Source organism: Rhodococcus sp. DMU2021 (assembly GCF_019641445.1).
Classification (GTDB): Bacteria; Actinomycetota; Actinomycetes; order Mycobacteriales; family Mycobacteriaceae; genus Rhodococcus; species Rhodococcus pyridinivorans.
Window position 1 is genome coordinate 149,046 of record NZ_JAIFKB010000003.1, and the last position, 26,926, is coordinate 175,971.

Consider the following 26,926-nt stretch of genomic DNA (forward strand, 5'->3'; position numbering starts at 1 on the left):
CCGCGATGCCCGAGACGGGCACGTCCGAGACCGCCGGGTCCGGCACCGACCTGCTGCGCCCACACGCCGAGCAGCAGTACGCGCACGAACTCGCGGCGCTCGCGCGACTCGACGACCGGCTGCGCCCGCCGTCGTGGCAACTGTCCCCGTGGGCGGTGGTGACCTATCTGCTCGGCGGCGAACTGCCCGACGGCACCGTGATCACCCCGAAGTACGTCGGTCCGCGCCGGTTGATCGAGGTTGCCGTGGCGACCCTGGCGACCGACCGGGCACTGTTGCTGCTCGGTGTGCCGGGTACCGCGAAGACCTGGGTGTCGGAGCATCTCGCCGCCGCGATCAGCGGTTCGTCGACCCGGCTCGTGCAGGGAACGGCGGGTACGACCGAGGAGTCGGTGCGGTACGGCTGGAACTACGCGCGGTTGCTCGCCGAAGGGCCGAGCGCCGACGCGCTGGTCGCCTCCCCGGTCATGACCGCGATGCGCGACGGCGCCGTGGCACGGATCGAGGAACTCACCCGCATCCCCGCTGACGTGCAGGATGCGCTGATCACCGTCCTGTCGGAGAAGACGCTTCCCGTCCCCGAACTCGGCATCGAGGTGCAGGCGACGAAGGGGTTCAACGTCATCGCCACCGCCAACGATCGCGACCGCGGGGTCAACGACCTGTCGTCCGCGCTGCGTCGACGGTTCAACACCGTCGTGTTGCCGTTGCCGGCGAGCGAGGAGGACGAGGTCGCGATCGTCACCCGCCGCGTCGAACAGCTCGGCACCGCACTCGAACTTCCCACCGTGCCTGCGGCCGCGGAGGAGATCCGCCGCGTCGTCACGGTGTTCCGGGAGTTGCGCAGCGGCGTCACCACCGACGGCCGGACCAAGCTGAAGTCCCCGTCGGGCACGCTGTCCACCGCCGAGGCGATCTCGGTAGTCACGGGCGGCCTGGCGTTGTCGGCGCACTTCGGTGACGGGGTGCTTCGGCCCTCCGACGTTGCGGCCGGAATCCTGGGGTCGGTGGTCAAGGACCCTGTCTCCGATCGGGTGGTCTGGAACGAGTATCTCGAGGCCGTCGTCCGAGAACGCGGCGACTGGACCGACTTCTACCGGGCGTGCCGGGAGATCACCGGGTGACCGACGCTCTCTTCGACCGCGCGGATGCGCCCGCGGAGATCCGGGTCTTCGGGATCCGGCACCACGGGCCGGGTTCGGCGCGTGCGGTCCTGCAGGCACTCGCGGAGTTCGAACCCGACACCGTCCTCATCGAGGGTCCGTCGGACGCCGATCCGGTGCTCCCGCTCACCGTGGCCGACGACATGGTGCCGCCAGTGGCATTGCTGGCCTACGCACGCGACGAACCGGCGCGGGCGGCGTTCTGGCCGTTCGCGGCCTTCTCCCCCGAATGGCAGGCCCTGCGCTGGGCGTACCTGCACGATGCCGACGTGCGGTTCTGCGACCTTCCGGCGTCGATGTCGCTCGGCGCGGAGCGCGAGGTCGGCGACCGCGCGACCGACAACCTGCTCGGCATACTCGCCCGCGCCGGCGGATACTCCGACTTCGAGCAGTGGTGGGACGCGGTGGTAGAGCACGGCACCGCACAGGCCTTCGACGAGATCACGGACGCGATGCGCGCGCTGCGCGAGGATGTGGGGATCGACGACCACACCGCGCGACGCGAGGCGCACATGCGGCAGGTGCTGCGCGCGACGGTCAAGGCCGGGGCCCGCGCGATCGCCGTGGTGTGCGGGGCGATGCACGCACCCGCGCTGACCTGCCGGCTCGGACCGGCAGCGCCCGACGCGCGCCTGCTCAAGGGCATGCCCAAGGTCAAGACCACCCTCACGTGGGTGCCGTGGAGCCACTCCCGGTTGTCGCTGTCGTCGGGCTACGGCGCCGGCATCACCTCACCCGGCTGGTACCACCACCTGTTCACACAGCCCGCGGACACGACCGCACGCTGGTTCACCCGCGTGGCCCGTGTCCTGCGCGAGGAGGATCTACCCGTCTCGAGCGCCCACGTCATCGAGGCGACACGTCTCGCTGACACGCTCGCGGCGTTGCGCGGTCGCGCGGTGGCCGGACTCGACGAGGTCGTCGAGGCGACGCGGTCGGTGCTGTGCGACGGTGACGACGTCCTGCTCGGTCTCGTCTCCCGCCGGCTCGTCGTCGGTGAGGCACTCGGTTCCGTCTCCGAGGACACCCCCACCGTCCCGCTCGACACCGACCTGCAGCGGAATGCGAAGTCGTTGCGTCTCAAGCGGTCCGCCGAAGCCAGGCATCTCGATCTGGACCTGCGCCGGGAGATCGACGTCGCCCGGTCGCGACTGCTGCACCGCCTGGCGCTGCTCGGTATCGACTGGGGTAGACCGGCGGAGAGCGAGGTGCGCTCGACCGGCACCTTCCGCGAGACCTGGACGCTGCGGTGGGAACCGGAGTTGTCGGTGGCGATCGTCGAGGCGTCGCGGTGGGGCACGACGGTGGAATCCGCAGCGGGCGCCACAGTGGCCGACCGTGCCACTCGTTCCGGGATCGCGCTCGCCGACCTCACCGAACTGCTCGAACGGGCGTTGCTCGCCGACCTGCGGACCACGATCCCGTCGCTGGTGACGGCGATCGACGCGGCGGCTGCACTCGATCACGATGTGCTGCACCTGATGAGCGCCCTGCCGACCCTCGTGCGCACCGTCCGTTACGGCGATGTGCGGGGCACCGATCTGTCCTCCCTGGAACATGTCTGCGACGCCCTGCTCGCGCGTGTGTGCGCCGGTCTCCCGGCGGCGGTCACCGGTCTCGACCACGACGCCGCCGATGCACTGCGCACCGCGATCGACGACGTGCATCTCGCTCTCGCGCTGCGTGAGGACCCGACCGCGACCGTCCGATGGCTCGACACACTGACGTCGGTGAGCGATCGTGACGACATCGACGGTCTGCTCGTCGGCCGCACCACCCGGATGCTGCGCGACACCGGCCGACTCGGCGAGTACGAGGCGTCCGTGCGGGTCGCGCGAGCGTTGTCGGTGGGGTCATCGGCACCCGCGAAGGCGCGCTGGATCGACGGGTTCCTCGGCGGGGGCGGACTCCTGCTCGTCCACGACAGCGCACTGTTCGATCTCGTCGACGAGTGGATCAGCGGTCTCACCGACGACGATTTCGTCGACGTCCTGCCCGTCCTCCGGCGCACCTTCGGGTCGTTCGCCTTCGGTGAGCGACGCCTGCTCGGGCAGACGGTGCGGGGCGAACGCACCCGCCGCACGGAGGCACCGCCCGCCGTGGATCGCGGCCGGATCGCCCTGACCGCCACCGCGTCGATCCTGGGAGTGTCGGCATGACAACCGAATCCGGAGACACCGAACGTTTGCGCCGCTGGCGGCTCGCACTCGGCGAGGCCGCCGAGGACTCGACGGGCTCCCTGTCCTCGGCCGACGACAGCGCCATGGACGCCGCGCTCGCCGCGCTGTACGACACCGCGCCCGGCGACGGCACCGCACCGCGCACCGCAGGTCTCGGCGCGTCCGCGCCCCGGGTGGCGCGCTGGCTCGGCGACATCCGCACCTACTTCCCGACATCCGTCGTCCAGGTGATGCAGCGCGACGCGGTGGATCGGCTCGGGTTGACCCGGCTGCTCCTCGAACCCGAGATGCTCGAGGCCGTCGAACCGGACGTGCATCTCGTGGGCACGTTGCTGAGCCTGAACCGCGTGATGCCGGAGACCACCAAGGCGACGGCACGGACGGTCGTCGAGAAGGTCGTGCGCGAGATCGAGGCTCGCATCGCGCAGCACACCCGTGCCGCCGTCACGGGTGCGCTCGACCGGTCGTCGCGGACGTCGAACCCGAAACTCCGCGACATCGACTGGGATCGCACGATCCGCGCGAACCTGGCCCACTACCTGCCGGAGCATCGCACGGTGGTGCCCGAGAAGCTGGTGGGCTACGGGCGCCGCTCCCAGGCGGTGAAACGCGACGTGGTGCTCGCGGTGGACCAGTCCGGGTCGATGGCGTCGAGCGTGGTGTACGCGTCGGTGTTCGCGGCGGTCCTGGCGTCGATGCGGGCACTGCGCACCTCGTTGGTCGTCTTCGACACCGCGGTGGTGGACCTGACCGATAAGCTCGCCGACCCGGTGGACGTGCTGTTCGGCACCCAGCTCGGCGGCGGCACCGACATCAATCGGGCGATCGCCTACAGCAGGTCGCTGATCACGCGCCCGGCCGATTCGCTGTTCGTGCTCATCTCGGATCTGTACGAGGGCGGCATCCGCGCCGAGATGCTCTCGCGCATCCAGGAGATGCTCGCCGCGGGTGTGCAGGTCGTGGTGTTGCTGGCTCTGTCCGACGACGGGGCGCCGTCCTTCGACCGCGACAACGCGGCGGCACTCGCCGAACTCGGAGTTCCTGCCTTCGCGTGCACGCCCGACCGTTTCCCGGAACTGCTCGCCGTCGCGCTCGAGCGGGGTGACGTCGGACGCTGGTCGCAGTCGTTCTGACCGCCTGACCGACCCGGACTGCGTGAGGATCCGGGTTCAGTGGGCCGGTTTTTCCGACGAGTCGACCGCCTCGTCACCGTCCTCCTCGGCGTACCGTTCGAGCAGCGCGATCTCGGCCGAGCGTGAGGGGAACGCAAGGGCCACCAGCGCCGCTCCGACCAGCACGATCGCGATCGCGGCCGTGTAGGCGCGGGTGTCGCCGTCGAGGAAGGCCGACCGCGCGGCCTCGATGATCTGCTGCGCGTACTGCGGATAGTGCTCGGCGATCCCGACGGCACCCGCGAACGACTTCTCCAGTGCGGTCTCGGTCTGCTCGTCGACGGCCGTGGCCTGAGGACTCGCCGCGATCGTCGCGGCGAGGGAGGCCGAGTATCCGGCGGTGAGCAGGGCGCCGAGGATCGACTGGACGATCGCGCCACCGAGATCGCGTTGCAGATCGGCCGTGCCGGAGGCCATCCCGGCACGGGCGACCGGCACCGAGCCGGTGAGCGAATGCGAGGCCGGGGTACCGGCGAGACCGACACCGGCTCCGAGACACATGTATCCGAGGGCGATCACCCAGTAATGCGCGTCCTCGTCCCAGAGCATCAGTGCGACGACGAGTCCGGCCACGATCGCCACGTAACCGGACAGCAGCGTGAAACGGGAGCCGCGCGACCCGACGAGTTTCGCCGACTGCGGCGCCACCAGCACCATCACGAAAGCGGCGGGCAGCGCCGCCGATCCAGCTGCGAGAGTCGAGTAGCCGAGCACGTTCTGCAGGTACTGCTGACTGATGTACATCGTGCCCATCAGGGTGCCGAACACGATGATGCCCGCGACAGCCGCGACCCAGAACACGCGACGCCGGGCGACCCGCAGGTCGAACAGGGGGTTCGCCGCTCGCAGCTGGCGCATGACGAAGAGGATCACCGCGACGAGAGCGATCACGAGAGCGGACACCGCGATGGTCTCCATCCCGTCGACGGGCACGAAGTTGATGCCGAGGACGAGCGAGCCGACCAACACGATCGAGACCACACCGCCGAGATGATCGACCGGATCGGTCGATTCGTTGACGTGGCTGGGCACGAATATCCAGGTCAGGGCGAAAGCGATCAGCGCGAGCGGAATCGTCACCAGGAAAACCGAACCCCAGAAGAACTGTTCGAGCAGGGTGCCGGCGACGAGCGGGCCGAGCGCGGTCAGGCCACCACCGATCGACGACCACAACGCGATCGCGCGCGTGCGGGCTGCGCCCGACCACAGTGCGGTGATAAGGGCGAGAGTGGTGGGGAACGCCAGACCGGCGGAGAGACCGCCGAGCACCCGCGCCGCGAACAGCACCTCGGTGCTCGGCGCGAACCCGGCGACCGCCGATGCGGGAACCGACAATGCCATTCCGAGCAGGAGCATCGTCTTGCGTCCGTAACGGTCGCCGACGGCACCGAGGTAGAGCACGGACGCGGCGAGACCGACGGAATAGCCGACTGCGACGAGGTTGAGCTGGGTCTGGCTCGCGTCGAACGCCTTCCCGATCTCGGGCAGTGCCACGTTCGCGACGGCGAGGTTCAGGTTCGCCACGGCGGCGACGAGGATCAAGGAGGCCAGCACCGGTTTCGCCCGTGCCGGCCGACCGTCGTCAGGTCGGGTCACGGACACATAGTGCGCGCTCGAGCGGCTGCCCTGCGCGGTTTCCGGCGGGTTTTCACCTTCGGTCACCCCGCCGGGTTAGGATCGCCTCACTTGTTGTTCGACAGACTCGAGGCCCGTCATGACACGCCGATCCGCTGCGTTGCTCCGTTCCGCCGCTCTGTTCACGGCCACCGCGATCGTGCTGACCGCGTGCGGATCGTCCGACACGGAGTCCGACTCCGGTTCGGCACCGGCCGACGGCGCCTTCCCCGTCACGGTCGACACGAAGTTCGGGGAGGTCACCATCGAGTCCGCCCCCGAACGCGTCGCGGCTCTGGGCTGGGGCGACGCCGAAACTGCACTGGCACTCGGCGTTCAGCCGGTGGCGGCGAGTGACTGGCTCGCCTTCGGCGGCGACGGCGTGGGGCCGTGGGCGCAGGGGCTGTACGACTCGCCGCCGGAGCTCATCGGCACGATCGAGCCGTCCTTCGAGATGCTCGCGGCGCAGGAGCCCGATCTGATCCTCGACACCAAGAGTTCCGGTGAGCCGGCCCGCTACGAGACGCTGTCGGGGATCGCCCCGACCGTCGGCGGCCCGGAAGGCAGCGACGCCTACCTCACGTCGCTCGACGACCAGGTGGCCACCGTGGCAGCGGCGCTCGGTGTCCCGGACAAGGGTGCCGAACTGCTGTCGCAGATCGACGCGGATTTCGCGCAGGCCGCCGCCGACAATCCCGAGTTCGCGGGCAAGACCGTCACCGTCGCCTCCTACACGTCGGAGGGGTGGGGCGCCTACGTCGTCGGCGACTCGCGCGTCGACTTCATGACCGAGCTCGGCTTCGTGAACAATCCGCAGGTGCAGGCCGCGGCGACGGACGACTTCTTCATCACAGTCTCCGACGAGAACCTGGACATGCTCGACTCCGACCTGCTGATCGTGCTGCCGATCTACGTGCCGGCCGCCGAGGTGACCGACGATCCGGTCTTCCAGCAGATCCCGGCGGTGCGCGACGGCCGGTTCCTCGTGCTCGACAGCGATTCCCACATCTCCGCGGCGTTCTCGACGAACTCGGTGCTGTCGGTGCCGTTCGCGCTCGACGAGCTGGTTCCGCTGGTCGCCGAACGCGTGAACTGAGCCGGTCCCTGCGTCCGGCCCGGTCCCTGCTCCCTGCTCAGCGCCGGAACAGCTTGTTGCCGAGCCACACGATCGGGTCGTAGCGGCGGCCGGCGACGCGTTCCTTCATCGGGATCAGCGCGTTGTCGGTGATGTGGATGTTCTCCGGGCACACCTCGGTGCAGCACTTGGTGATGTTGCACATACCCAGGCCGTGCTCGTCCTGCGCGACGTCGCGCCGGTCGGCGACGTCGAGCGGGTGCATCTCGAGTTCCGCGATGCGCATGAGATAGCGGGGACCGGCGAAGACCTCCTTGTTCTCCTCGTGGTCGCGCACCACATGACAGACGTTCTGGCACAGATAGCATTCGATGCACTTGCGGAACTCCTGGGAGCGCTGCACGTCGACCTGCTGCATCCGGTACTCCCCCGGCGCCAGATCAGGAGGCGGCGCGAAAGCCGGTATCTCGCGTGCCTTGCGGTAGTTGAACGAGACATCGGTGACGAGATCTCGGATGATCGGGAAGGTGCGCATCGGGGTCACGGTGATCGTCGCGTCGGGATCGAACAGCGACATGCGGGTCATGCACGTCAGGCGCGGGCGACCGTCGACTTCCGCCGAACACGATCCGCACTTGCCCGCCTTGCAGTTCCAGCGCACGGCGAGATCCGGTGCCTGGGTGGCCTGCAGACGGTGCAGGATGTCGAGGACGACCTCCCCTTCGTTGACCTCGACGGTGTAGTCCCGCAGTTCCCCGCCGTCGGCGTCGCCCCGCCAGATCCTGAACGCCGCCTGGTGTCCCATCTCAACCCCTCCGTCCGGGATGATCCGCGAGTTCCTCGTCGGTGTAGTACTTCCCGAGTTCGTCGATGTCGAACAGCTCCAGCAGGTCGGGACGCATCGGTTGCTGCCGTTCGGCGGTGACCGTCACGGCGGGGACGAACGGGTCGCCGCCGTCCAGGCGACAGGCGAGCAGAGTGCGACGCCATTCGGAGTCCATCGACGGGTGGTCGTCGCGGGTATGTCCCCCGCGGCTCTCGGTGCGCTGCAACGCGGCCCGCGCGACGCACTCGCACACGAGGAGCATGTTCCGCAGGTCCAGGGCGAGATGCCAGCCCGGGTTGAACTGGCGGTGGCCCTCCACCGCGACGTTGCGGATCCGTGTGCGCAGGGTGTCGAGTTCGCGCAGGGCACGTTCGATCTCGTCCGCGCGCCGGATGATGCCCACGAGGTCCTGCATGACCTGCTGCAGGTCGGTGTGCAGGGTGTACGGGTTCTCGGCGCGATCGGTGTCGGCCGGATCGAAGGGCGAGAGCGCCGCACGGGCGGCGGCGTCGATGTCGGCGTCGCCGACGATCGGCCGCGAGGTGAGGCTCTGCACGTAGTCGGCGGCGCCGAGACCTGCCCGGCGACCGAAGACCAGCAGATCGGACAGCGAATTCCCGCCCAGCCGGTTCGATCCGTGCATGCCACCGGAACATTCCCCGGCGGCGAACAGCCCCGGGACTGCCGCAGCGGCGGTGTCGGGGTCGACCTCGATGCCGCCCATCACGTAGTGGCAGGTCGGGCCGACCTCCATGGCCTCGGCGGTGATGTCGACGTCGGCGAGTTCCTTGAACTGGTGATGCATCGACGGCAGGCGGCGCATGATCTCGTCGGCCGGCATCCGCGAGGCGATGTCGAGGAAGACTCCGCCGTGCGGAGTCCCCCGGCCGTCCTTGACCTCGGAGTTGATGGCGCGGGCGACCTCGTCGCGCGGGAGCAGGTCGGGCGTGCGGCGATTGTTCTCCTGGTCCTCGTACCAGCGGTCGGCCTCCTCCTCGGTCTCCGCGTACTGGCCTTTGAACACCGGCGGGATATAGGAGAACATGAACCGCTCCCCCTCGGAGTTCTTCAGCACTCCGCCGTCGCCTCGCACACCCTCGGTGACGAGGATGCCCTTCACGCTCGGCGGCCAGATCATCCCTGTCGGGTGGAACTGGACGAACTCCATGTTGATCAGGGTGGCGCCGGCACGCAGGGCGAGGGCGTGACCGTCGCCCGTGTACTCCCAGGAGTTCGACGTGACCTTCCACGACTTGCCGATACCACCGGTGGCGATGACGACCGCGGGCGCCTCGAACAACACGAAACGCCCGGTCTCGCGCCAGTATCCGAACGCACCGGCGATGCGTCCCTCGTCGTCCTTCAGCAGTTCGGTGATGGTGCATTCGGCGAAGACCCGCACCCGGGCCTCGTAGTCGCCGTGCTCGGCGTGGTCCGCCTGCTGCAGCGACACGATCTTCTGCTGCATCGTGCGGATGAGTTCGAGTCCGGTGCGGTCGCCGACGTGGGCGAGTCGCGGATAGGTGTGGCCGCCGAAGTTGCGCTGGCTGATCCGTCCGTCGGGGGTGCGGTCGAACAGCGCTCCGTAGGTCTCCAGCTCCCACACGCGGTCGGGGGCCTCGCGGGCGTGCAGTTCGGCCATCCGCCAGTTGTTGAGGAACTTGCCGCCGCGCATCGTGTCCTGGAAGTGCACCTGCCAGGAGTCGCGGGGGTTGGCATTGCCCATCGCGGCGGCACATCCGCCCTCGGCCATCACGGTGTGGGCCTTTCCGAACAGCGACTTGCACACCACGGCGACGGAGAAGCCGCGTTGCCGCGCCTCGATCACCGCGCGTAGCCCGGCGCCGCCTGCTCCGATCACGACGACGTCGACCTTGTGCCGTTCGACATCCACCATCCGTGTTCCCCCTCCTCCGGTGCGGCCGGTGTCGTGCCGTGCGCGTCAGCCGATGAACCGCAGATCGGCGATGGTGTCGCTCGCCACGAGCATGATGTAGAAGTCCGTGAGGATCAGGGTTCCCAGCGTGATCCACGCGAACTGCATGTGCCTGGTGTTGAGTTTCGAGACGAACGTCCAGATCCGGTAGCGCACGGGGTGTTTCGAGAAGTGCCGCAGCCTGCCTCCGGTGACGTGCCGGCAAGAGTGGCATGACAACGTGTAGCCCCAGAGCAGCACGACGTTGATCAGCAGGATCAGGTTGCCGAGTCCGATGCCGAACCCGCTCGGACCGCGGAAGGACAGGACGACGTCGTAGGTGTTGATCAGCGACACCACGAAGCCGGCGTAGAAGAAGTAGCGGTGCGAGTTCTGCAGGATCAGCGGGAACCGCGTCTCCCCGGTGTAGTGCCGGTGCGGTTCGGCGACCGCACACGCGGGCGGCGACAACCAGAACGATCGGTAGTAGGCCTTGCGGTAGTAGTAGCAGGTCAGCCGGAAGCCGAGGAGGAACGGCAACGACAGGAAGGCGAGCGGGATCCACATCGGGAGTTCGCCGACCCACGTGCCGAAATGGCGGGCGCCGTCCACGCAGGACGCGCTCACGCACGGCGAATAGAACGGCGTGAGGTAGTGGTAGTCCTCGACGTAGTAGGCGCTGCGCACGAACGAACGGATCGTCGCGTACACCACGAACACACCGAGACCGAGGACGGTGAGTGCGGGTGTCTGCCACCAGCGGTCGGTCCGCAGCGTCCGCGCGGTGATCCGTGCGCGGCCCTCGGATCGGACGCCGGTGGCCGGCTCACCGCGAGCCGCCGGCGTCGCCTCGGAGGTGCTCACCGCGAGCCGTGCAGCCCGCCGAGACCTTCGTCGTCCGTATCCGTTCCGCGGAACAACGAGTCGTCGTACGGCGTATCGGGAATCGGGATGCGTTGACCGAGGCTGTTGACGACCTCGCGCGGAGGATGTTCGGCGAAGTCGCGTATGTCGATGTCGAGACGTTCGACGTCGTTCGACAGCCTCTTCACCGGGGCTGCGTCCCCGTAGCGCGATCGTAGGGATCCGAGGCATTGGCGCAGGTGGGCGGCGGTGCGCTGAAGTTCCTGCAATTCGCTGATGGACATCCGTACCTCCGGGCCGAGCGGTCGACATGTCCCTTCCGTAGCGGGTATCGGCATGTCGCGCCGGCCGACACGATGGGAACAGGCCAGTTGCAATGTGGCATCCATCACAGTACAGCGGAAGATCCGCCCGCACGCCGTTTCGTCGGGAGCGGCAGATCCGACCACCGAGAGGCACGGGTGGCGAAGACGCGGGCGTCGAGAGCGCCGCTGCCGGCCGGGATCCTGCCCACGATGGGGACGCCGGTGACGTCGGGGAGGTCGTCGAGATTGCACTGCTCCGCCAGATCCGGTGCAGCAGGCCAGGATCCGACGATGACCCCCGGACATTCGATCCCCGCCGAGCGGAGCGCGGCCACGGTGAGCGCGGTGTGGTTGAGCGTGCCCAGTCCCGCGGCGGCGACGATCACCGCCGGCGCTCCGAGCGCGGCCGCGACGTCGGCGAGGGTGAAACCGCCCGCGCCGAGCCGGACGAGCAGACCTCCCGCCCCCTCGACCAGGGTGAGGTCGTACTCGGTGTCGAGAATCCGGACGGTGTCGACGATCTCCTCGAGGGTGAGCATCGGGCGTCCGCTGCGCCGCGCGGCGGTATCCGGTGCGAGCGGATCGGGATACCGCGCGAGTTCGACGAGCCGGACACGGTCCCCGGCCAGTCGCCGGATCTCCTGCAGGTCGCCCGGCCCGTCGTCCGTCACGCCCGTCTGGGCGGGTTTGCACACCGCGACCCGCAGTCCCGCGGCCACGGCGTTCGCGGCGAGTGCCGCGGTCGCGACGGTCTTGCCCACATCGGTCGACGTGCCGGTGACGACGAGGATGCTCACGCCCGGGCTCCCGCGAGGACGTCGGTGAGCACCTCGTCGACGAGGGCGCGTTCGTCGTCGGTGAGGTTCGCGCGTGCCGTCAGGCGCAGCCGCGAGGTACCGGCCGGAACCGAGGGCGGCCGGAAGCAGCCGACGTGCACGCCGCGGTCGCGGCACCGCGCCGCGGCGTCGGCGGCGACGCGCGGGTCGCCGAGGATCACCGACACCACGGCGGACGGCGGCGCCTCGACGCCCGTGAGACGAGCCAAGCGCCCGGCCTGCTCGAGCACGGCAGCGGCACGTGCGGGTTCGGCGCGCAGCACCTTCAGCGCACCCCGGGCGGCACCGACGGCGGCCGGGGCGAGTCCGGTGTCGAAGATGAAGGTGCGCGCGGTGTCCACGAGATGTTCCCGCACACGCCCGTCGGCGAGGACGGCTCCGCCCTGGGAGGCAAGGGATTTCGACAGCGTCGCGGTGACGACCACATCGGGCTCGCCGGCGAGGCCCACTTCGTGGACGAGTCCGCGGCCCCCCGCGCCGCGGACTCCTACCCCGTGGGCCTCGTCGACGAGGAGCAACGCGCCGTGCGCTCGGCAGACGCGATGCAGTTCCCGCAGCGGCGCGAGGTCGCCGTCGGTGCTGAACACCGAGTCGGTCAGGACGAGCGCGCGGGCCTCGGTGCGGGTCGCGAGGGCGTGCGCGACCGCGTCGACGTCGTTGTGCCGGGTGACGACGATCCTCGAGCGGGACAGCCGGCACGCATCGACGAGCGAGGCGTGACCACCGGCGTCGGAGACGATCAGTGCGTCCTTGCCACCGAGGGCGGCGACGGCACCGAGGTTCGCGGCGTATCCGCTCGAGAACACCAGGCCGCTGTCGGCCCCGACGAAGTCGGCGAGTTCGCGTTCGAGGAGTTCGTGTTCGGCGGTGGTGCCGGTGACCAGCCGCGATCCGGTGGCGCCGGCTCCCCATCGCCGCAGGGCAGCGGTCGCTCCCGCGAGGACCTCGGGATGGCGGGTCAGGCCGAGATAGTCGTTGGAGGCGAGGTCGACGACGGTCGTGCCGGGGGTTCGGACGACGGGGTCGCGGTGCAGGCCCGCTGCGCGTCGCGCCGCTGCGGTGTCGTCGAGCCACGCCAGGGCGGGATGTGCGGTCATGAGCGGTGACCATACTTGAACACCGTTCAAGTCGTCACGTCGGTCGGCTCGGGTCGTAGGCTCGGACGGTTCGGCAGACCCCGACGAACGGCATGGGAGGTGGTCGTCCACATCGAATCCCGGGACGGAACGACGATCGGATTCCGCAAGCTCGGGCAGGGTCCGGGTCTCGTCGTCGTGCACAGCAGCATCGCGACCGGGGACGAATGGTCGCGTATGGCATCCGCCCTGGCGGACCGCTTCACCGTCCATCTCGTGGACCGGCGCGATCGCGGGGTTCCTCACCGCCGTCCGCTGACCCCTTCGGTCACCGAGCATTCGCGCCGACGGCGGCGATCATCCCCGAGGTGATCGCCGCGAGATCGTCGGCCGAGCAGATGTAGGGCGGCATCGTGTAGACGAGATTGCGGAACGGCCGCAGCCACACCCCGGCCGCCACGGCGGCGTCGGTCGTCGCGCGCATGTCCACCGGATCGGTGAGTTCGATCACGCCGATGCCTCCGAGGACGCGGACGTCCGCGACCCCCGGCAACTCGCGTGCCGGCGCGAGTCCCTCCGTCAGTCCCGCGTTCACCGCCGCCACCTCGGCCCGCCAGTCGCGGGAGAGCAGCAGTTCGACCGCCGCGACGGCGACGGCGCACGCGAGCGGGTTGCCCATGAAGGTCGGGCCGTGCATCACACCGCCACCCTCCCCCGCGCTGATCGCTTCGGCGACGGCCCGCGTGCACAATGTCGCCGCGAGGGTCATGTATCCGCCGGTGAGTGCCTTACCCACGCACATCACGTCCGGGCTCACTTGCGCGTGGTCGGCGGCGAAGAGTTCGCCTGTGCGCCCGAAACCGGTCGCGATCTCGTCGAAGATCAGTACCAGTCCGTGCTCGTCGCACATCCTGCGCAGCTCGCGCAGATACCGCGGGTCGTGGAAGCGCATGCCGCCGGCGCCCTGGACGACCGGTTCGACCACGATCGCGGCGAGCTCGTCGACGTGCTCGAGCAGGATCGCCTCGAAGTGCGCGACGTAGTCGGGATCGAAACGGGCCGGTGGGGCGGGGGTGAAGACCTGCCGCGCGAGCATGTCGGTCCACAGTGCGTGCATGCCGCCCTCCGGATCGCACACGCTCATCGGGGCGAAGGTGTCGCCGTGGTAGCCGCCGCGCCAGGTGAGCAGGCGACGCCGTCCCGGCCTGCCGACGGCACGCTGGTACTGCACCGCCATCTTCACGGCCACCTCCACCGACACCGAGCCCGAGTCGGCGAGGAAGACGGTGTCGAGACCGGCGGGGGTGATGTCGACGAGCAGTTCCGCGAGCCGCGCGGCGGGCTCGTGGGTGAGGCCGCCGAACATCACGTGGCTCATCCGGTCGAGCTGATCGCGGACGGCCGCGTCGAGCACGGGATGCCCGTATCCGTGCACCGCGGCCCACCACGAACTCATGCCGTCGACCAGCTCACGACCGTCGGCGAGGACGATCCGAGTACCGTGGGCACGGTCGACCACCAACGATTCGGTGGTCGCCGGAAACGCGCCGTAGGGGTGCCAGAGGTGCCGAGCGTCGAGGGTGCGGATCCGCTCGACCGGGAGAGGAGAGTTGCCCACGCCCAAACTGTAGGCGGTTGGAGGTCGCCGCCCGCAGCCGCGTAGTCTGCCCGAGTTGCCGTGAACGACGCTCACGGAAATCGGCCGGTGCGTTCGTCGCCCGGTTCGCAGCACAGCCGAACACGTAAGACACCGGGGGTATCCGTCACATGTCCGTCCACACCTCGGGACCGGAACTCGAGAGTGGCGCGCGGACAGCAGGCAGGCGCCCCGCGCGTCGTGCCGACATCGACGGATTGCGCGGTCTCGCGATCGCGCTCGTGGTGATCTTCCACGTCTGGTTCGGTCGCGTCTCCGGTGGTGTCGACGTCTTCCTGGCGCTCTCCGGCTTCTTCTTCGTGGGCACGCTCCTGAGGACCGCCGACTCCTCGGCCCCGCTCGATCCGCGTCCCGTCCTGCGGCGGATCGGCCGGCGTCTGCTGCCTCCGCTCGTCGTTGTGCTCACCGCTGTCGCGGCCGCCACGGTGGTGCTGCGGCCGTTCACGCAGTGGCTCGAGGTGGCCGACCAGACCGGGGCGTCGCTGCTGTTCTTCCAGAACTGGTATCTCGCCCGCACGGCGAGCGACTATCTGGCCGCGGATCCGATGGTCAGCCCGCTCCAGCACCTGTGGTCGATCGCCGTGCAGGGCCAGTTCTACATCGCGGCGCTCGTGGTGGTGTTCGGCTTCGCGTGGCTGTTGCGGCGGATGTCGGAGCCTGTCCGCCTACCCCTGACGGTGCTGCTGGCCGCCCTCACCGCGGCGTCGCTGGCGTACGCGGTGCTCGCCGACCGGCCGCAGTCGTGGATGTACTACGACAGCGCCGCCCGTGCCTGGGAGCTGACTCTCGGCGGACTGCTGATGTGCCTGTCGCCGTGGCTGCGGGTTCCGCGCGCGCTGCGGATCGTGCTCGGTGCGCTCGGACTCGCGGTGCTGCTCGCGTGCGGCTTCGTCCTCGACGGCAACTCCCTCTTCCCCGGGCCGTGGGCGCTCGTCCCCGTCGGTGCGGCCATGGCGCTCGTCGTCGCGGGTATCCGCTCCGGCTCCGGCTCCGACTCCGAGCACGACACGCCGTCGGCGCGACTGCTGGCATCCGCGCCCATGGTGCGCCTCGGGGCGATCGCCTACGCGCTGTACCTGTGGCACTGGCCGATCCTCATCGGTTACCTGATCGTGCTCGGGCACCCGTCGGTCGGCCTGGTGGGCGGGCTCATCGTGATCGCCCTGTCGCTGTTGCTCGCCGAGGCGTCGACCCGGTGGTTCGAGGACCCCATCCGCCGCGTCGAACCCCCTCGGCCGTCCCGCACCGCGCTCGTGGGTCTCGTGACGGTCCTGGCCGTCACCCTCGTCGGGGCCGCGAACCTCTGGCACACCCACGTCGACCGTTCGACGGAGGCCCTCGAGGGCGTCGCCGCCCTGCCGACGGAGCTGTACCCCGGCGCTGCGGTGTTCGATCCCGCCGTCTCCACCGAGCCGCAACCGGTGCAACCGCCGCTGCTCGTCGCCCATCGCGACCTGCCTCCCGCGACGCTCGACAACTGCATCGCCCAGCACACCAATCGCGCACCGTTGACCTGTACCTACGGCGACCCGCTCGCGACCCGCCGCATGGTGATCGTCGGGGGGTCGCACTCGGAGCACTGGCTCGCTGCGCTCGACGCGCTCGGCATCGAACACGGTTTCCGCCTCGACACCTATCTCAAGGTCGGGTGTCCGCTCTCCGATCCCCTCGCCCCGCTCGTCGAGGAGTCCCCGACGGTCGAGTGCGACACATGGTCGACCGCCGTGCTCGCCGAACTGCGCGCGGATCCGCCCGACTACGTGTTCACCACGTCGACGCGCACCAAGGACCAAGGCGAAGGGCCGGGCGACTTCGTTCCGTTCTGGTACGTCGATCTGTGGGAGACGCTCGCCGACTACGGCATCCCGGTGGTGGCGATCCGCGACAACCCGTGGCTGTTCCGCGGCGATCTCGCCTATCGGGCCGCCGACTGCCTTGCGGGGGGCGGCACCGCGGAGACGTGCGGGGTGCCGCGCGAGGAGGCGCTGGACCCGATCGACCCGGCCGTCGCCGCATCCGCGCACCTGCCCACCGTGTCGCTGCTCGACCTGTCCGACAAGTTCTGCCGGCAGGATCTGTGCCGGGCGGTGGAGGGAAACATCCTCATCTATCGTGACGAGAACCACCTCACCACGACCTACGTCCGGACGCTGACGCCCGAGCTCGGCCGACAACTCGGTCCCGCCACCGGCTGGTGGTGACGCGCTCACCCGGTGCCGGGACCGCCGGAAGACTACTGTTGGCGGGCATGGAGACCACCGGAGCGAGCGCCAGCGACGAGATGCCCGAGCCCCTGGAAGTGTGGCCGGGATCCCATTATCCCCTCGGCGCGACCTACGACGGGGCGGGCACGAACTTTGCACTGTTCTCCGAGATCGCCGAGAAGGTCGAGCTGTGCCTGATCTCCCGTGACGGGACCGAGACCCGCATCCCGCTCGAGGAGGTGGACGGTTACGTCTGGCACGCCTACCTTCCGACGGTCTCCCCCGGCCAGCGTTACGGCTACCGCGTGCACGGTCCGTTCGATCCGGAGAACGGTCACCGGTGCGATCCGAGCAAGCTGCTCCTCGACCCGTACGGGAAGGCGTTCGACGGGTCGTTCGACGGCGACCCGTCGCTGTTCTCGTACCCGCTGCCCGGTGCCGAGCCCGTGGCCGACAGCGCCTCGGACGAGAGCACGGACGACACCGAGGACACCGACACCGAGGACACCGACACCGGCGACGCCGTGTCCACCGACGACGCCGAGCCCGAGGCGATCGCGACGGGGCAGACCTCCGACGCCGCCGCAGAGCTTCCCGGCCTGGATTCGCTGGGCCACACCATGACGACCGTGGTGATCAACCCGTTCTTCGATTGGGCGACGGATCGTCATCCCCGCCGCCCCTACAACGAGACGGTCATCTACGAGGCCCACGTCAAAGGCATGACGGCCACGCATCCGGACGTCCCCGAACACATGCGGGGCACCTACGCCGGTCTCGCGCACCCGGCGATCATCGACCATCTCCTCGATCTCGGCGTCACCGCGATCGAACTGATGCCCGTGCACCAGTTCATGCACGACCAGGTGCTGCTCGACCAGGGGCTGCGGAACTACTGGGGGTACAACACCTTCGGGTTCTTCGCGCCGCACGCCGAGTACTCGTCGTCGACCAAGCCGAGCGCCGTGGTCGCCGAGTTCAAGGCGATGGTGCGGGCCTTCCACGAGGCGGGCATCGAGGTGATCCTCGACGTGGTCTACAACCACACCGCCGAGGGGAACCATCTCGGTCCCACCATCTGCTTCCGCGGCATCGACAACGCCGCCTACTACCGCCTCGTCGACGACGACAAGGCCTACTACATGGACTACACGGGAACGGGCAACAGCCTCAACGCCCGTCACCCGCACACCCTGCAGCTGATCATGGACTCGCTGCGCTACTGGGTGACCGAGATGCACGTCGACGGCTTCCGGTTCGATCTCGCGTCGACCCTGGCGCGCGAGCTGCACGACGTCGACCGGCTGTCGGCCTTCTTCGATCTCGTCCAGCAGGATCCGGTGGTCTCGCAGGTCAAGCTCATCGCCGAGCCGTGGGATATCGGTGAGGGCGGTTACCAGGTGGGCAACTTCCCCGGTCAGTGGACGGAGTGGAACGGCAAGTACCGCGACACGGTCCGCGACTACTGGCGCGGCGAACCGGCCACCCTCGGCGAGTTCGCGTCGCGCCTGACCGGCTCGTCGGATCTGTACGAGGACACCGGCCGCCGTCCCGGCGCGTCGGTCAACTTCGTCACCGCCCACGACGGGTTCACCCTCGCGGATCTGGTGTCGTACAACGAGAAACACAATGATGCCAACGGCGAGGACAATCGCGACGGTGAGTCGCACAACCGGTCGTGGAACTGCGGTGTGGAAGGCCCCACGGACGATCCCGAGGTCCTCGCGCTGCGCGGGCGCCAGCAGCGCAACATGCTCGCGACGCTGATCCTGTCGCAGGGCACGCCGATGCTCGCCCACGGCGACGAGTTCGGTCGCACCCAGCAGGGCAACAACAACGTGTACTGCCAGGACAACGAACTCTCGTGGGTGGACTGGTCGCTCGCCGAGTCCAACGCCGACCTGGTCGCGTTCACCCGCAACGTGATCGCGCTGCGCACCGACCACCCTGTCTTCCGTCGTCGCAGGTTCTTCGAGGGCCGGCCCATCCGCAGCGGTGATCAGTCCCGCGACATCGCGTGGCGCACACCGGCCGGCGACGAGATGATGCCCGAGGACTGGGACAGCGGTTTCGGCAAGTCGCTCGCGGTCTTCCTCAACGGCGAGGGCATCCCCGAACCCGATCAGCGGGGGCAGCGCGTCGTCGACGACTCGTTCCTGATGTGCTTCAACGCCCATCACGAACCGATCGAGTTCGTCACCCCCGACGGCCCGCACGCCGAGGAATGGACGGTCGCGCTCGACACCGACGTTCCCGACGGTCTGCGCGAGGAGACGGTCGTCGCCGGTAAGCCGGTCGGGGTGCAGGCACGCTCGGTTCTGGTGCTCCGGAAGACCCGGTGACCACCGGCGGTACGGAGTCGGCAGGTGTGAACGGCGCCGGCGCGGGGAATACTGCGCCGGTGTTGTCCACCTACCGACTCCAGATGCGCGGCGACGAGTGCACCTTCGCCGACGCCGTCGCCCTGCTCGACTACCTCGACGCCCTGGGTGTCTCGCACGTCTACCTCTCCCCCGTCCTCAGCGCGACGATCGGGTCCACCCACGGATACGACGTGGTCGATCCCGGCACGGTCTCCGAGTCGCTCGGGGGACGCGAGGGTCTGGAACGGTTGTCGCGGGAGGCACGCGCACGGGGCATGGGGCTGGTCGTCGACATCGTCCCCAACCATGTCGGGGTGGCCGACCCACGTCAGAACGCGTGGTGGTGGGACGTCCTGAAGCACGGCTCCGGATCGCGCTACGCGTCGTTCTTCGATCTCGACCTCGCTGGTGACAACGGTGTGGACGGTCGGATCGCTCTGCCGGTGCTCGGATCGGACGACGCGGTGCAGGAGCTGACCGTCGACCGCTCCGGCGACGAGCCGATGCTCGCCTACTACGACAAGCGATTCCCGATCGCTCCCGGGACCGACGAGGGCACCGGTGAGGAGGTCCACGCGCGGCAGGCCTACCGGCTCGTGGCGTGGAACTCGGGGTTGATCGGATACCGCCGCTTCTTCACCGTCGACGATCTCGCCGCGGTGCGGGTGGAGGATCCCGCGGTGTTCGACGCGACGCACGAGCAGGTCGCGTCGTGGATCGCCGACGATCTGGTCGACGGGATCCGCGTCGACCATCCGGACGGTCTCGCCGATCCGTCCGGTTATCTCGCGCGCCTGCGCGAGGTGATCGGCCCCGAGCGGTGGCTCGTGATCGAGAAGATCCTCGGCGATGCCGAACCGCTGGATGCGACGCTGCCGGTGGACGGCACCACCGGCTACGACGCACTCGGCGAACTGTCGACGGTGTTCGTCGATCCGTCCGGCGAGTCGGAGCTGAACGCCCTGTCGCGCAGGTTCACCGGCGCCGAAGGCGACGCGCCGTGGCTGCACGCCCGCGAACACGACCTCAAACGATCGGTGCTCGGCAGCGGGCTCGCGCCGGAGGTGCGCCGCCTCGTGCGGGCGATCCGACGCGAGACCGGCGACACCGGCTGCGACGACGCGGCGCTGCGCGAGGCCGTGATGGCAGTCGCCGCACAGCTTCCCGTCTACCGCGCCGACTACGCGCCGCTCGCAACCCTGGTGCCGCGCATCGTCGGCGACCTCGCGCGGACGCAACCCGCGCTCGATCCTGCGCTCGCGGTGTTCGCCCGGGCGATGGCCCTCGGCGGTGAGGCCGCGTCCCGCTTCGGCCAGGTGTGCGGTGCCGCGACGGCCAAGGCGGTCGAGGACTGCCTGTTCTATCGGGCGGCGCGGCTGATCTCGCTGCAGGAGGTGGGCGGGCAACCCGGCCGTTTCTCGGCCACCCCGGCCGAGTTCCACCTCGCGTGGACCCAGCGGGCACGGCACTGGCCGCGGGCGATGACCACCCTGTCGACCCACGACACCAAACGCAGCGAGGACGTCCGGGCGCGGATCGGTGTGCTCTCGCAGGTCGCCGACGTGTGGTCCCGTCGGCTCGGGCAGTGGAACGAGTCGGCGCCCGCACCGGATCCGGCGATCGGACTGTTCCTGTGGCAGACCCTGTTCGGAGTCTGGCCGCTCGACGGAGTGGTGACCGACGAACTGCGCGAACGGGTACATGCCTACGCGCAGAAGGCGCTGCGCGAGAACGGAACCCGCACCACGTGGACCGAGGTCGACGAGGAATTCGAGACCGCGGTGGGCAGCTGGCTGGACGCGGTGATCGACGGACCGGTCGCGGGTGAGCTCACCGCTTTCGTGACCGAGGTCGAACCGCACGTCGCGGCCGTCTCGTGCGGCCAGAAACTGTTGCAACTGCTCGGCCCCGGCGTCCCCGACGTCTATCAGGGCACCGAACTGTGGGACGACTCGCTCGTCGATCCGGACAACCGGCGGCCGGTGGAGTTCGACGTCCGACGGCGGCTGCTCGACGCCCCTGATTCGGCGCCGGCGAAGTTCACGATCGTGCGCACCGCGCTCCGGTTGCGCCGCGAACGACCGGCGAGCTTCGTCGGTGGCGCGTACGTTCCGGTCCTCGCCACCGGCCCGGCCGCCGAGCACCTGCTCGCGTTCGGCCGCGGTCCGGCGTCGGACGACCTCGATGTCCTCGCGGTGGCTTCCCGCCGCACCGTGGCGCTGTCGCGTTCGGGGTGGAAGGACACGACCGTCGACCTGCCGGACGGCGATTGGTCGGATGCCTTGACCGGACGCTCCTTCACCGGTCGGGTGCGGGTGGCCGATCTGCTCGACTCCCAGCCGGTCGCAGCACTCGTCCGCGCGCGTTAGTCCTCGAGCGCGTCGAGCGCTTCCTCCGCGTCGAGCCGGCGCTGGGTGCGTCGCCGACTCCAGGCGAGAACCAGTCCTGCGAGGACGATGGCGACCGCCGCGCCGACGACGCGCCCCGCCCAGGTCGCGGCGTCGTTCTCGAAAGGATGGCTCTCGTAACGCAGGCGGAGGAAGATGCCGGCGACGCCGACGAGATAGAGCGCGGCGGCGGCGGCACTGCGGGGTCGCCACAGTTTCGCGGTGGCGTACAGGTCGACGTCGCGTTGCCGCGCGTACAACTGGGTCACGATCGACACGACGAACCAGGCCACGAGGATGCCCAGTGCCGTCCACGCCCCGGGCCGGCCGGCGAGCCACGGGAGCAGCGCCGCCGCCACCAGCGCGATCCACAGGGACAACTGGAATCCCACCGCCGATGCTTCGTTCCAGACGTCTCGCTGACGTTCGTCGCGGTAGAATTCGTCGTCCAGATCGCCGATGAAGCGCGCGGTTCTCACGAAGACCGTCATGAGGGCTCCTAGGTGGTGAGCGGGAACAGTTCCTCGACCGTGCTGTCGAGTCTGAGGGCGAGACGCAGGGCGAGGTACACGCTGGGCGCGTAGTCACCCTTCTCCGTCGAGACGATGCTCTGTCTGCTGACGCCGACCGCGTCGCCGAGCGCGGCCTGGGTGAGTCCCGCTTTCTTGCGGAATTCGCGGACCCGGTTGCTCCTCGGTGTGTCGGTCACACCAAAAGTAAACTCTGCTTGTCATTCCATGTCAAGCATTCTTGTCATTTTCGATTACCGAACCACCCCGGCACACCCGTCGGGCCGGACATGCAATCACCCCTCGGCGTAGTCGATCACGAAATGGAGAATTACATTCTCACGGTCGAAGGTTCCGTCACCGTTCCACCCTTCGGCGAATCATGCAACAATGCCGGGATTTCCGAGCAAGATCCGATCCCGACGAGGGGTGAATTCAGGATCGTCACCTACGGAATCCACGCGATACGCAGCAGTCCTTGGTTTACGTTCTCGAGCACGGAAGATCTAGTCCTCATCGCGAGCGCCGTCGCCGGCAGGACTTTGCGCAGTCAGAGAGAGGTTTCGATGAAGGCCGAAGACATGGTGATGATCAGCATCGACGACCACGTCGTCAACCAGTCCCGGACCGGCACCAGCTTCCTGCCGGCCGGCATGAGCCCGACGGACGTGTGGCGCAAGAACTTCCTCGCCTGCTACATCACCGAACCGAGCGGACTGAACAACCGTCACCGGCTCGGCGTCGACACCATCGCGTGGGAATGCGACTACCCGCACTCCGACTCGACGTGGCCGAACTCCCCCGAGATGCTCGAGGAGGAACTCGACGCATGCGAATGCACCGACGAGGAGATCGACAAGATCACCTTCGCCAACACCGCGAAGTTCTTCGACTGGGATCCCTTCGAGCACATCCCGCGTGAGGAGGCCACCGTCGACGCCCTGCGCGCCCGCGCCACCGACGTCGACATCAGCGAGACGTCCCAGGAGGAGTACCGCCGCCGTTACGAGCTCACCAACTCCGGCTCGTAGATTCCTGCTCCACAGGAGTCCACAACAGACGATGCCCGCCGATCCGGATCGGCGGGCATCGTCGCGTCTACGGTGTCGTGCCTACTGCGTCGCGTCTACGGTGTCGTGCCTACTGCGTCGTCACGGTCGGCTCACATCGGGTCCTTGCGCCACAACAGTGCGTGCAGGCACTCGACGGCCTCGGCGGGCGATTCGACGTCGAGCACTCCGGCGGCGGGCATCCGCCAACCGCCGATCGCGATGACCGGAACACCGATGCGGACCGCGAGCGCGATCTCGCTCATGGTGCCCCAGCTTCCACCCACCGCGATCAACGCGTCGCTGCTGCGCACGAGCAGCGCGTTGCGCATCTCTCCGAGGCCCGTGGGAACGGCCACCGTCAGATAGGGATTGCCCTCGGCACGGTCGTCTCCGGGCAGCAGGCCGAGGGTCGTCCCACCGGCTTCCACAGCGCCACGGCAGGCTGCCGCCATCACCCCACCGAGACCGCCGGTGACCACGACGGCCCGGCGTCCGGCGAGGAGTCCCCCGACCTGGCGGGCGAGGCGTCGCTGTTCGGGCGTGGCTTCACCCGGCCCCACGACCCCGACATAGCGCTGCGCATTCATGTCCGGCATTCTGCATCACGGAGCGCTCCGGAGCGCGCGGTCCGAGAACATCATTCACGCCCGGCATCGTCCGCTCCCGCTCTGACCGCCCCGAGGCCGGGCGATCGAGCCCATCGGGGGAGACTGTGGCCATGAGCAGAGCCGACCGCAGCACCGACACCCGCCCGGATTCCCCGTGCCCGTGCGGTCGCGGCGTTCCCCTGTCCGAATGCTGCGGGCCGCTGCTGGCCGGTGCGAGCGCGCCCACCGCCGAACGGCTGATGCGTTCGCGGTACACGGCATTCGCGACGCGCGACGCGGCGCACCTGCTGCGCACCTGGCACCCGTCCACACGTCCGCGCTCGATCGAGTTCGACCCCGGTCAGCGCTGGACCGGGCTCGAGGTCCTGCACATCACCGGAGGCGGATTCCTGCATACGACCGGCACGGTGGACTTCCGCGCGCACTGGACGGCGGACGGGGTGCCCGACTCGATGCGCGAGCACAGCCGGTTCGTGCGGGAGGACGGCGAGTGGCTCTACCTCGACGACTGCGGCGACGACTGAACCGACTCCGTCACGGCGCCGTTCGTCGCAACAGCGTCGCGCGCAGCGTTCCCGAGAGCCACTGACGGTACTGGTCGACGTCCCATCCGCGGTCTCGCCTCAGCAGCGCGTGCACCTGTGGGGAACTCAGGGTGAACAGGACATCGGCCGCGTGCTCGACGGTGACGTCCTCGCGCAGCCAGCCGGCATGTTCGAGTCCTTCCGCGAGGGTGCGGGCGTTCTCGGCCGTCGCCTTCGCGTCGTCCGCGGCGAAACGACGCATGTCGGGGTCCGCCCCCGATGATTCCACGGAGGTCATGAGCAGCCCGCCCGCGCGTTCGAGCATCGCGGTGCCGTAGCGGACCACCTGCTCGACCACGAGGTCGACGTGCGAGACCACGCCGCCGGCATGGGACGGTTCCGGATCTGTCGCCTCGCTCGCGCGCGGATCGCCGTCGCCGGCCACCGCGTGATCGAGCGCCTCGCGGAAGATCTCCGCCTTGCCGCCGGGGAAGGCGGTGAACACCGTCCGCACCGCCACACCCGCTTCGTCCGCGATGTTCTTGACGGTGGTGCTGACGTAGCCGTCGCGAACGAACAGCCGCGCCGCGGCGTCGCGGATCGTCTCGCGGGTTCGGCGGGCCGCTTCCTCCCGCAACGGCGAGGTGTACCGTCGGCGGGCTCGCTCGGGATTCGGGTTCACTCCCCCAGTATCGAGTGCATTGCAGCTGCAACAAAATTGACGCGCGGCAGGGTGGTACGCCGGTGGCGCCATCCCCTGCACCGACGCCTCCGACACGGCATGCTGGTCGAGTGCACACCTTCGAGGTCTGGGCTCCGATCCCGTCGTCCGTCCGACTGTTCGCCGACGGACGGTTCCACGACATGCAACGCGGCGACGACGGCTGGTGGCGCACCACCGTCGGCGTCGCTCCCGACACCCGATACGGTTTCGTGCTCGACGACGACACCGGGACGGTCCTTCCCGACCCGCGATCTCCGCGGCAGCCGGAGGGCGTGCACGAGCCGTCGCAGCTCCACGTGCTCGACGAGACGAAGTGGACCGACCACGGCTGGACCGGCCGGCAACTGACAGGAAGCATCGTCTACGAGATGCACGTGGGGACCTTCACCCCCGAGGGCACACTCGACTCGGCGATCGACCGTCTCGACGAACTCGTGGACCTCGGTGTCGAGTTCGTCGAACTCATGCCGCTCAACGCGTTCAACGGCACCCACGGATGGGGCTACGACGGCGTGCTCTGGTACGCGGTGCACGAACCCTACGGTGGCCCCGATGCCCTGCAGCGTTTCGTCGACGCCGCCCACGCGCGCGGACTGGCGGTGGCACTCGACGTCGTCTACAACCATCTCGGTCCGTCGGGGAACTATCTGGGCCGCTTCGGTCCCTATCTCTCCGCGGCCCCGGGAATCTGGGGCGACAACATCAACCTCGACGGTCCCGGATCCGGGGAGGTGCGCCGGTACATCCTCGACAATGCGCTGCGCTGGTTCCGCGACTTCCACATCGACGCCCTCCGGCTCGACGCCGTGCACGCGCTGATCGACCACACCGCCACACACCTCCTCGAGGAACTGTCGGTCGAGACGTTCCGCCTGTCCGCCCATCTCGGCCGCCCCCTGTCGTTGATCGCCGAATCGGACCTCAACGATCCGAAGCTGATCACTCCCCGGCCCGGCGGTGGATACGGACTGCACGCGCAGTGGGCCGACGACGTCCACCACGCGATCCACGCGGCGGTGTCCGGTGAACGGCAGGGCTACTACGGCGACTTCGGTTCGCTGGACTGCCTCGCGTACACGCTCGGGCACGGCTTCTTCCACGCCGGGACGTATTCGAGCTTCCGCGGCCGGGTCCACGGGCGCCCGCTCGACACCCGGCGCACGCCGGCGAGCGGTCTGGTCGCCTACACCTGCACGCACGATCAGGTCGGCAACCGGGCGCTCGGCGACCGGCCGGGTGCCTATCTCGAGCCCGGTCAGCTCGCCCTCAAGGCGGCGCTCGTGCTCACGTCCCCGTTCACGCCGATGTTGTTCATGGGCGAGGAGTGGGGTGCGAGCACACCCTTCCGGTACTTCACGTCGCATCCCGAACCGGAACTCGCCGCGGCCGTGGTCGAGGGTCGCCGGCGCGAGTTCGCCGAACACGGCTGGGACGCCGCCGACGTACCCGACCCGCAGGCTCCGGAGACCTTCATCGGCTCGAAGCTGCGCTGGGACGAACGCGACGAGGGCGGGCACGCCCGGTTGCTGGAGTGCTACCGCGCGCTCATCGCGCTCCGGCGGGACCGTGCCGAGCTCACCGATCCCTGGCTCGAGCACGTGCACGTGACGTACGACGAGGACGAGAAATGGCTCGTCGTGCACCGCGGGGCGCTGCGCGTGGCGTGCAATCTCGGACCCGACCCCGTCACCGTGCCGGTCGGCGGGAAACCACTGCTCTGGTGGGACGAACCGGTGGTCAACCGTACCGAGTCCGCAGTGTTGATCCCGGGCTGGTCCTTCGCGATCCTGGAGGCTCCCGAGATGCACCGCCGATAACGTTCGTCAGGCGAAAAAAGTCGTTGATTATGCCACGAGTGGGCGAGTACCGTCT

22 protein-coding genes are annotated in these 26,926 nt (G+C 69.1%); 10 read left to right on the forward strand and 12 right to left on the reverse strand.

Features of this window, described 5'->3' with window-relative positions; all coding sequences use genetic code 11:
• Window positions 1–5 precede the first annotated feature (5 nt).
• The 3 genes from K3M35_RS06700 to K3M35_RS06710 are packed head-to-tail and all read left to right on the forward strand — an operon-like array spanning window position 6 to window position 4,476.
• A complete protein-coding gene (locus K3M35_RS06700) occupies window positions 6–1,124 on the forward strand; it encodes an AAA family ATPase (RefSeq protein ID WP_039585252.1) in 1,119 nt (372 codons plus the stop codon).
• Entirely contained in the window at window positions 1,121–3,322 is a 2,202-nt protein-coding gene (locus K3M35_RS06705; protein WP_220666180.1) for a DUF5682 family protein, read from the forward strand. Before K3M35_RS06700 ends, K3M35_RS06705 begins: the two co-directional genes overlap by 4 nt.
• Window positions 3,319–4,476: a VWA domain-containing protein gene (locus K3M35_RS06710; protein ID WP_064061504.1), complete on the forward strand. Its 1,158-nt coding sequence runs from the start codon at window positions 3,319–3,321 to the stop codon at window positions 4,474–4,476. Before K3M35_RS06705 ends, K3M35_RS06710 begins: the two co-directional genes overlap by 4 nt.
• 36 nt (window positions 4,477–4,512) lie before the next feature.
• Here the strand turns inward: K3M35_RS06710 and K3M35_RS06715 are convergent, their stop codons facing one another.
• Window positions 4,513–6,117, reverse strand: a complete 1,605-nt coding sequence (locus K3M35_RS06715) for an MFS transporter (RefSeq protein WP_374107755.1) — start codon at window positions 6,115–6,117, stop codon at window positions 4,513–4,515.
• Window positions 6,118–6,229: 112 nt separating this feature from the next.
• Here K3M35_RS06715 and K3M35_RS06720 point away from each other — a divergent pair, with 112 nt between their 5' ends.
• On the forward strand, window positions 6,230–7,225 hold the full coding sequence (locus tag K3M35_RS06720) for an iron-siderophore ABC transporter substrate-binding protein (RefSeq protein WP_220666182.1): 996 nt from the start codon (window positions 6,230–6,232) through the stop codon (window positions 7,223–7,225).
• Window positions 7,226–7,262: 37 nt separating this feature from the next.
• Here the strand turns inward: K3M35_RS06720 and K3M35_RS06725 are convergent, their stop codons facing one another.
• From K3M35_RS06725 to K3M35_RS06755, 7 genes are all read right to left on the reverse strand, one after another.
• Entirely contained in the window at window positions 7,263–8,009 is a 747-nt protein-coding gene (locus K3M35_RS06725) for a succinate dehydrogenase/fumarate reductase iron-sulfur subunit (RefSeq protein WP_033097626.1), read from the reverse strand.
• Window position 8,010: 1 nt separating this feature from the next.
• Window positions 8,011–9,927, reverse strand: coding sequence for a fumarate reductase/succinate dehydrogenase flavoprotein subunit (locus tag K3M35_RS06730; RefSeq protein ID WP_064061507.1), 1,917 nt, complete (start codon window positions 9,925–9,927; stop codon window positions 8,011–8,013).
• Window positions 9,928–9,972: 45 nt separating this feature from the next.
• Window positions 9,973–10,809, reverse strand: coding sequence for a hypothetical protein (locus K3M35_RS06735; RefSeq protein WP_006554103.1), 837 nt, complete (start codon window positions 10,807–10,809; stop codon window positions 9,973–9,975).
• Window positions 10,806–11,093: a hypothetical protein gene (locus K3M35_RS06740; RefSeq protein ID WP_024101240.1), complete on the reverse strand. Its 288-nt coding sequence runs from the start codon at window positions 11,091–11,093 to the stop codon at window positions 10,806–10,808. Before K3M35_RS06740 ends, K3M35_RS06735 begins: the two co-directional genes overlap by 4 nt.
• 104 nt (window positions 11,094–11,197) lie before the next feature.
• Window positions 11,198–11,911 carry a dethiobiotin synthase gene (gene bioD, locus K3M35_RS06745; protein ID WP_006554105.1) on the reverse strand — a complete coding sequence of 238 codons (714 nt, stop codon included), beginning with the start codon at window positions 11,909–11,911 and terminating at the stop codon, window positions 11,198–11,200.
• Complete coding sequence (locus K3M35_RS06750) at window positions 11,908–13,047, reverse strand: 8-amino-7-oxononanoate synthase (RefSeq protein ID WP_064061509.1); 1,140 nt, start codon at window positions 13,045–13,047, stop codon at window positions 11,908–11,910. The genes bioD and K3M35_RS06750 overlap by 4 nt, the downstream gene beginning before the upstream one ends.
• A 307-nt stretch (window positions 13,048–13,354) precedes the next feature.
• Entirely contained in the window at window positions 13,355–14,644 is a 1,290-nt protein-coding gene (locus tag K3M35_RS06755) for an adenosylmethionine--8-amino-7-oxononanoate transaminase (RefSeq protein WP_064061510.1), read from the reverse strand.
• A 149-nt stretch (window positions 14,645–14,793) separates the two neighbouring features.
• On the opposite strand from K3M35_RS06755, the gene K3M35_RS06760 reads away from it, so the two are divergent.
• The 3 genes from K3M35_RS06760 to treY are packed head-to-tail and all read left to right on the forward strand — an operon-like array spanning window position 14,794 to window position 21,619.
• Window positions 14,794–16,884 carry an acyltransferase family protein gene (locus K3M35_RS06760; RefSeq protein ID WP_220666183.1) on the forward strand — a complete coding sequence of 697 codons (2,091 nt, stop codon included), beginning with the start codon at window positions 14,794–14,796 and terminating at the stop codon, window positions 16,882–16,884.
• Window positions 16,885–16,931: 47 nt separating this feature from the next.
• On the forward strand, window positions 16,932–19,229 hold the full coding sequence (gene glgX, locus K3M35_RS06765; RefSeq protein WP_220666184.1) for a glycogen debranching protein GlgX: 2,298 nt from the start codon (window positions 16,932–16,934) through the stop codon (window positions 19,227–19,229).
• Entirely contained in the window at window positions 19,226–21,619 is a 2,394-nt protein-coding gene (treY, locus tag K3M35_RS06770; protein WP_072740437.1) for a malto-oligosyltrehalose synthase, read from the forward strand. Before glgX ends, treY begins: the two co-directional genes overlap by 4 nt.
• Here treY and K3M35_RS06775 read toward each other — a convergent pair.
• Together K3M35_RS06775 and K3M35_RS06780 are read right to left on the reverse strand one after the other, a co-directional pair.
• Window positions 21,616–22,128 carry a hypothetical protein gene (locus K3M35_RS06775; protein WP_064061512.1) on the reverse strand — a complete coding sequence of 171 codons (513 nt, stop codon included), beginning with the start codon at window positions 22,126–22,128 and terminating at the stop codon, window positions 21,616–21,618. The genes treY and K3M35_RS06775 overlap by 4 nt on opposite strands.
• An 8-nt stretch (window positions 22,129–22,136) precedes the next feature.
• On the reverse strand, window positions 22,137–22,346 hold the full coding sequence (locus K3M35_RS06780) for a helix-turn-helix transcriptional regulator (protein ID WP_019289735.1): 210 nt from the start codon (window positions 22,344–22,346) through the stop codon (window positions 22,137–22,139).
• 366 nt (window positions 22,347–22,712) lie between these two features.
• Between K3M35_RS06780 and K3M35_RS06785 the strand changes: the two genes are divergently transcribed.
• Window positions 22,713–23,177, forward strand: a complete 465-nt coding sequence (locus K3M35_RS06785; RefSeq protein WP_235367100.1) for a hypothetical protein — start codon at window positions 22,713–22,715, stop codon at window positions 23,175–23,177.
• Window positions 23,178–23,308: 131 nt separating this feature from the next.
• Here K3M35_RS06785 and K3M35_RS06790 read toward each other — a convergent pair whose 3' ends face one another.
• Window positions 23,309–23,794: a TIGR00725 family protein gene (locus tag K3M35_RS06790; protein WP_006554113.1), complete on the reverse strand. Its 486-nt coding sequence runs from the start codon at window positions 23,792–23,794 to the stop codon at window positions 23,309–23,311.
• 122 nt (window positions 23,795–23,916) lie between these two features.
• Here K3M35_RS06790 and K3M35_RS06795 point away from each other — a divergent pair, with 122 nt between their 5' ends.
• On the forward strand, window positions 23,917–24,330 hold the full coding sequence (locus K3M35_RS06795) for a YchJ family protein (protein WP_033097615.1): 414 nt from the start codon (window positions 23,917–23,919) through the stop codon (window positions 24,328–24,330).
• Window positions 24,331–24,340: 10 nt separating this feature from the next.
• On the opposite strand, the gene K3M35_RS06800 is transcribed toward K3M35_RS06795, so the two are convergent.
• Window positions 24,341–25,012 carry a TetR/AcrR family transcriptional regulator gene (locus K3M35_RS06800; RefSeq protein WP_006554115.1) on the reverse strand — a complete coding sequence of 224 codons (672 nt, stop codon included), beginning with the start codon at window positions 25,010–25,012 and terminating at the stop codon, window positions 24,341–24,343.
• Between the two features lie 110 nt (window positions 25,013–25,122).
• Here K3M35_RS06800 and treZ point away from each other — a divergent pair, with 110 nt between their 5' ends.
• Entirely contained in the window at window positions 25,123–26,871 is a 1,749-nt protein-coding gene (gene treZ, locus K3M35_RS06805; protein WP_220666185.1) for a malto-oligosyltrehalose trehalohydrolase, read from the forward strand.
• Window positions 26,872–26,926: the final 55 nt, after the last annotated feature.

Bases quoted from the DNA above. Each gene is read 5' to 3' on its own strand.
- K3M35_RS06700 (WP_039585252.1), top strand. From the start codon at position 6: ATGCCCGAGACGGGCACGTCCGAGACCGCCGGGTCCGGCACCGACCTG.
- K3M35_RS06710 (WP_064061504.1), top strand. From the start codon at position 3,319: ATGACAACCGAATCCGGAGACACCGAACGTTTGCGCCGCTGGCGGCTC.
- K3M35_RS06720 (WP_220666182.1), top strand. From the start codon at position 6,230: ATGACACGCCGATCCGCTGCGTTGCTCCGTTCCGCCGCTCTGTTCACG.
- K3M35_RS06725 (WP_033097626.1), bottom strand. From the start codon at position 8,009: ATGGGACACCAGGCGGCGTTCAGGATCTGGCGGGGCGACGCCGACGGC.
- K3M35_RS06730 (WP_064061507.1), bottom strand. From the start codon at position 9,927: ATGGTGGATGTCGAACGGCACAAGGTCGACGTCGTCGTGATCGGAGCA.
- K3M35_RS06740 (WP_024101240.1), bottom strand. From the start codon at position 11,093: ATGTCCATCAGCGAATTGCAGGAACTTCAGCGCACCGCCGCCCACCTG.
- K3M35_RS06750 (WP_064061509.1), bottom strand. From the start codon at position 13,047: ATGACCGCACATCCCGCCCTGGCGTGGCTCGACGACACCGCAGCGGCG.
- K3M35_RS06760 (WP_220666183.1), top strand. From the start codon at position 14,794: ATGTCCGTCCACACCTCGGGACCGGAACTCGAGAGTGGCGCGCGGACA.
- glgX (WP_220666184.1), top strand. From the start codon at position 16,932: ATGGAGACCACCGGAGCGAGCGCCAGCGACGAGATGCCCGAGCCCCTG.
- K3M35_RS06775 (WP_064061512.1), bottom strand. From the start codon at position 22,128: ATGACGGTCTTCGTGAGAACCGCGCGCTTCATCGGCGATCTGGACGAC.
- K3M35_RS06785 (WP_235367100.1), top strand. From the start codon at position 22,713: ATGAAGGCCGAAGACATGGTGATGATCAGCATCGACGACCACGTCGTC.
- K3M35_RS06790 (WP_006554113.1), bottom strand. From the start codon at position 23,794: ATGCCGGACATGAATGCGCAGCGCTATGTCGGGGTCGTGGGGCCGGGT.
- K3M35_RS06795 (WP_033097615.1), top strand. From the start codon at position 23,917: ATGAGCAGAGCCGACCGCAGCACCGACACCCGCCCGGATTCCCCGTGC.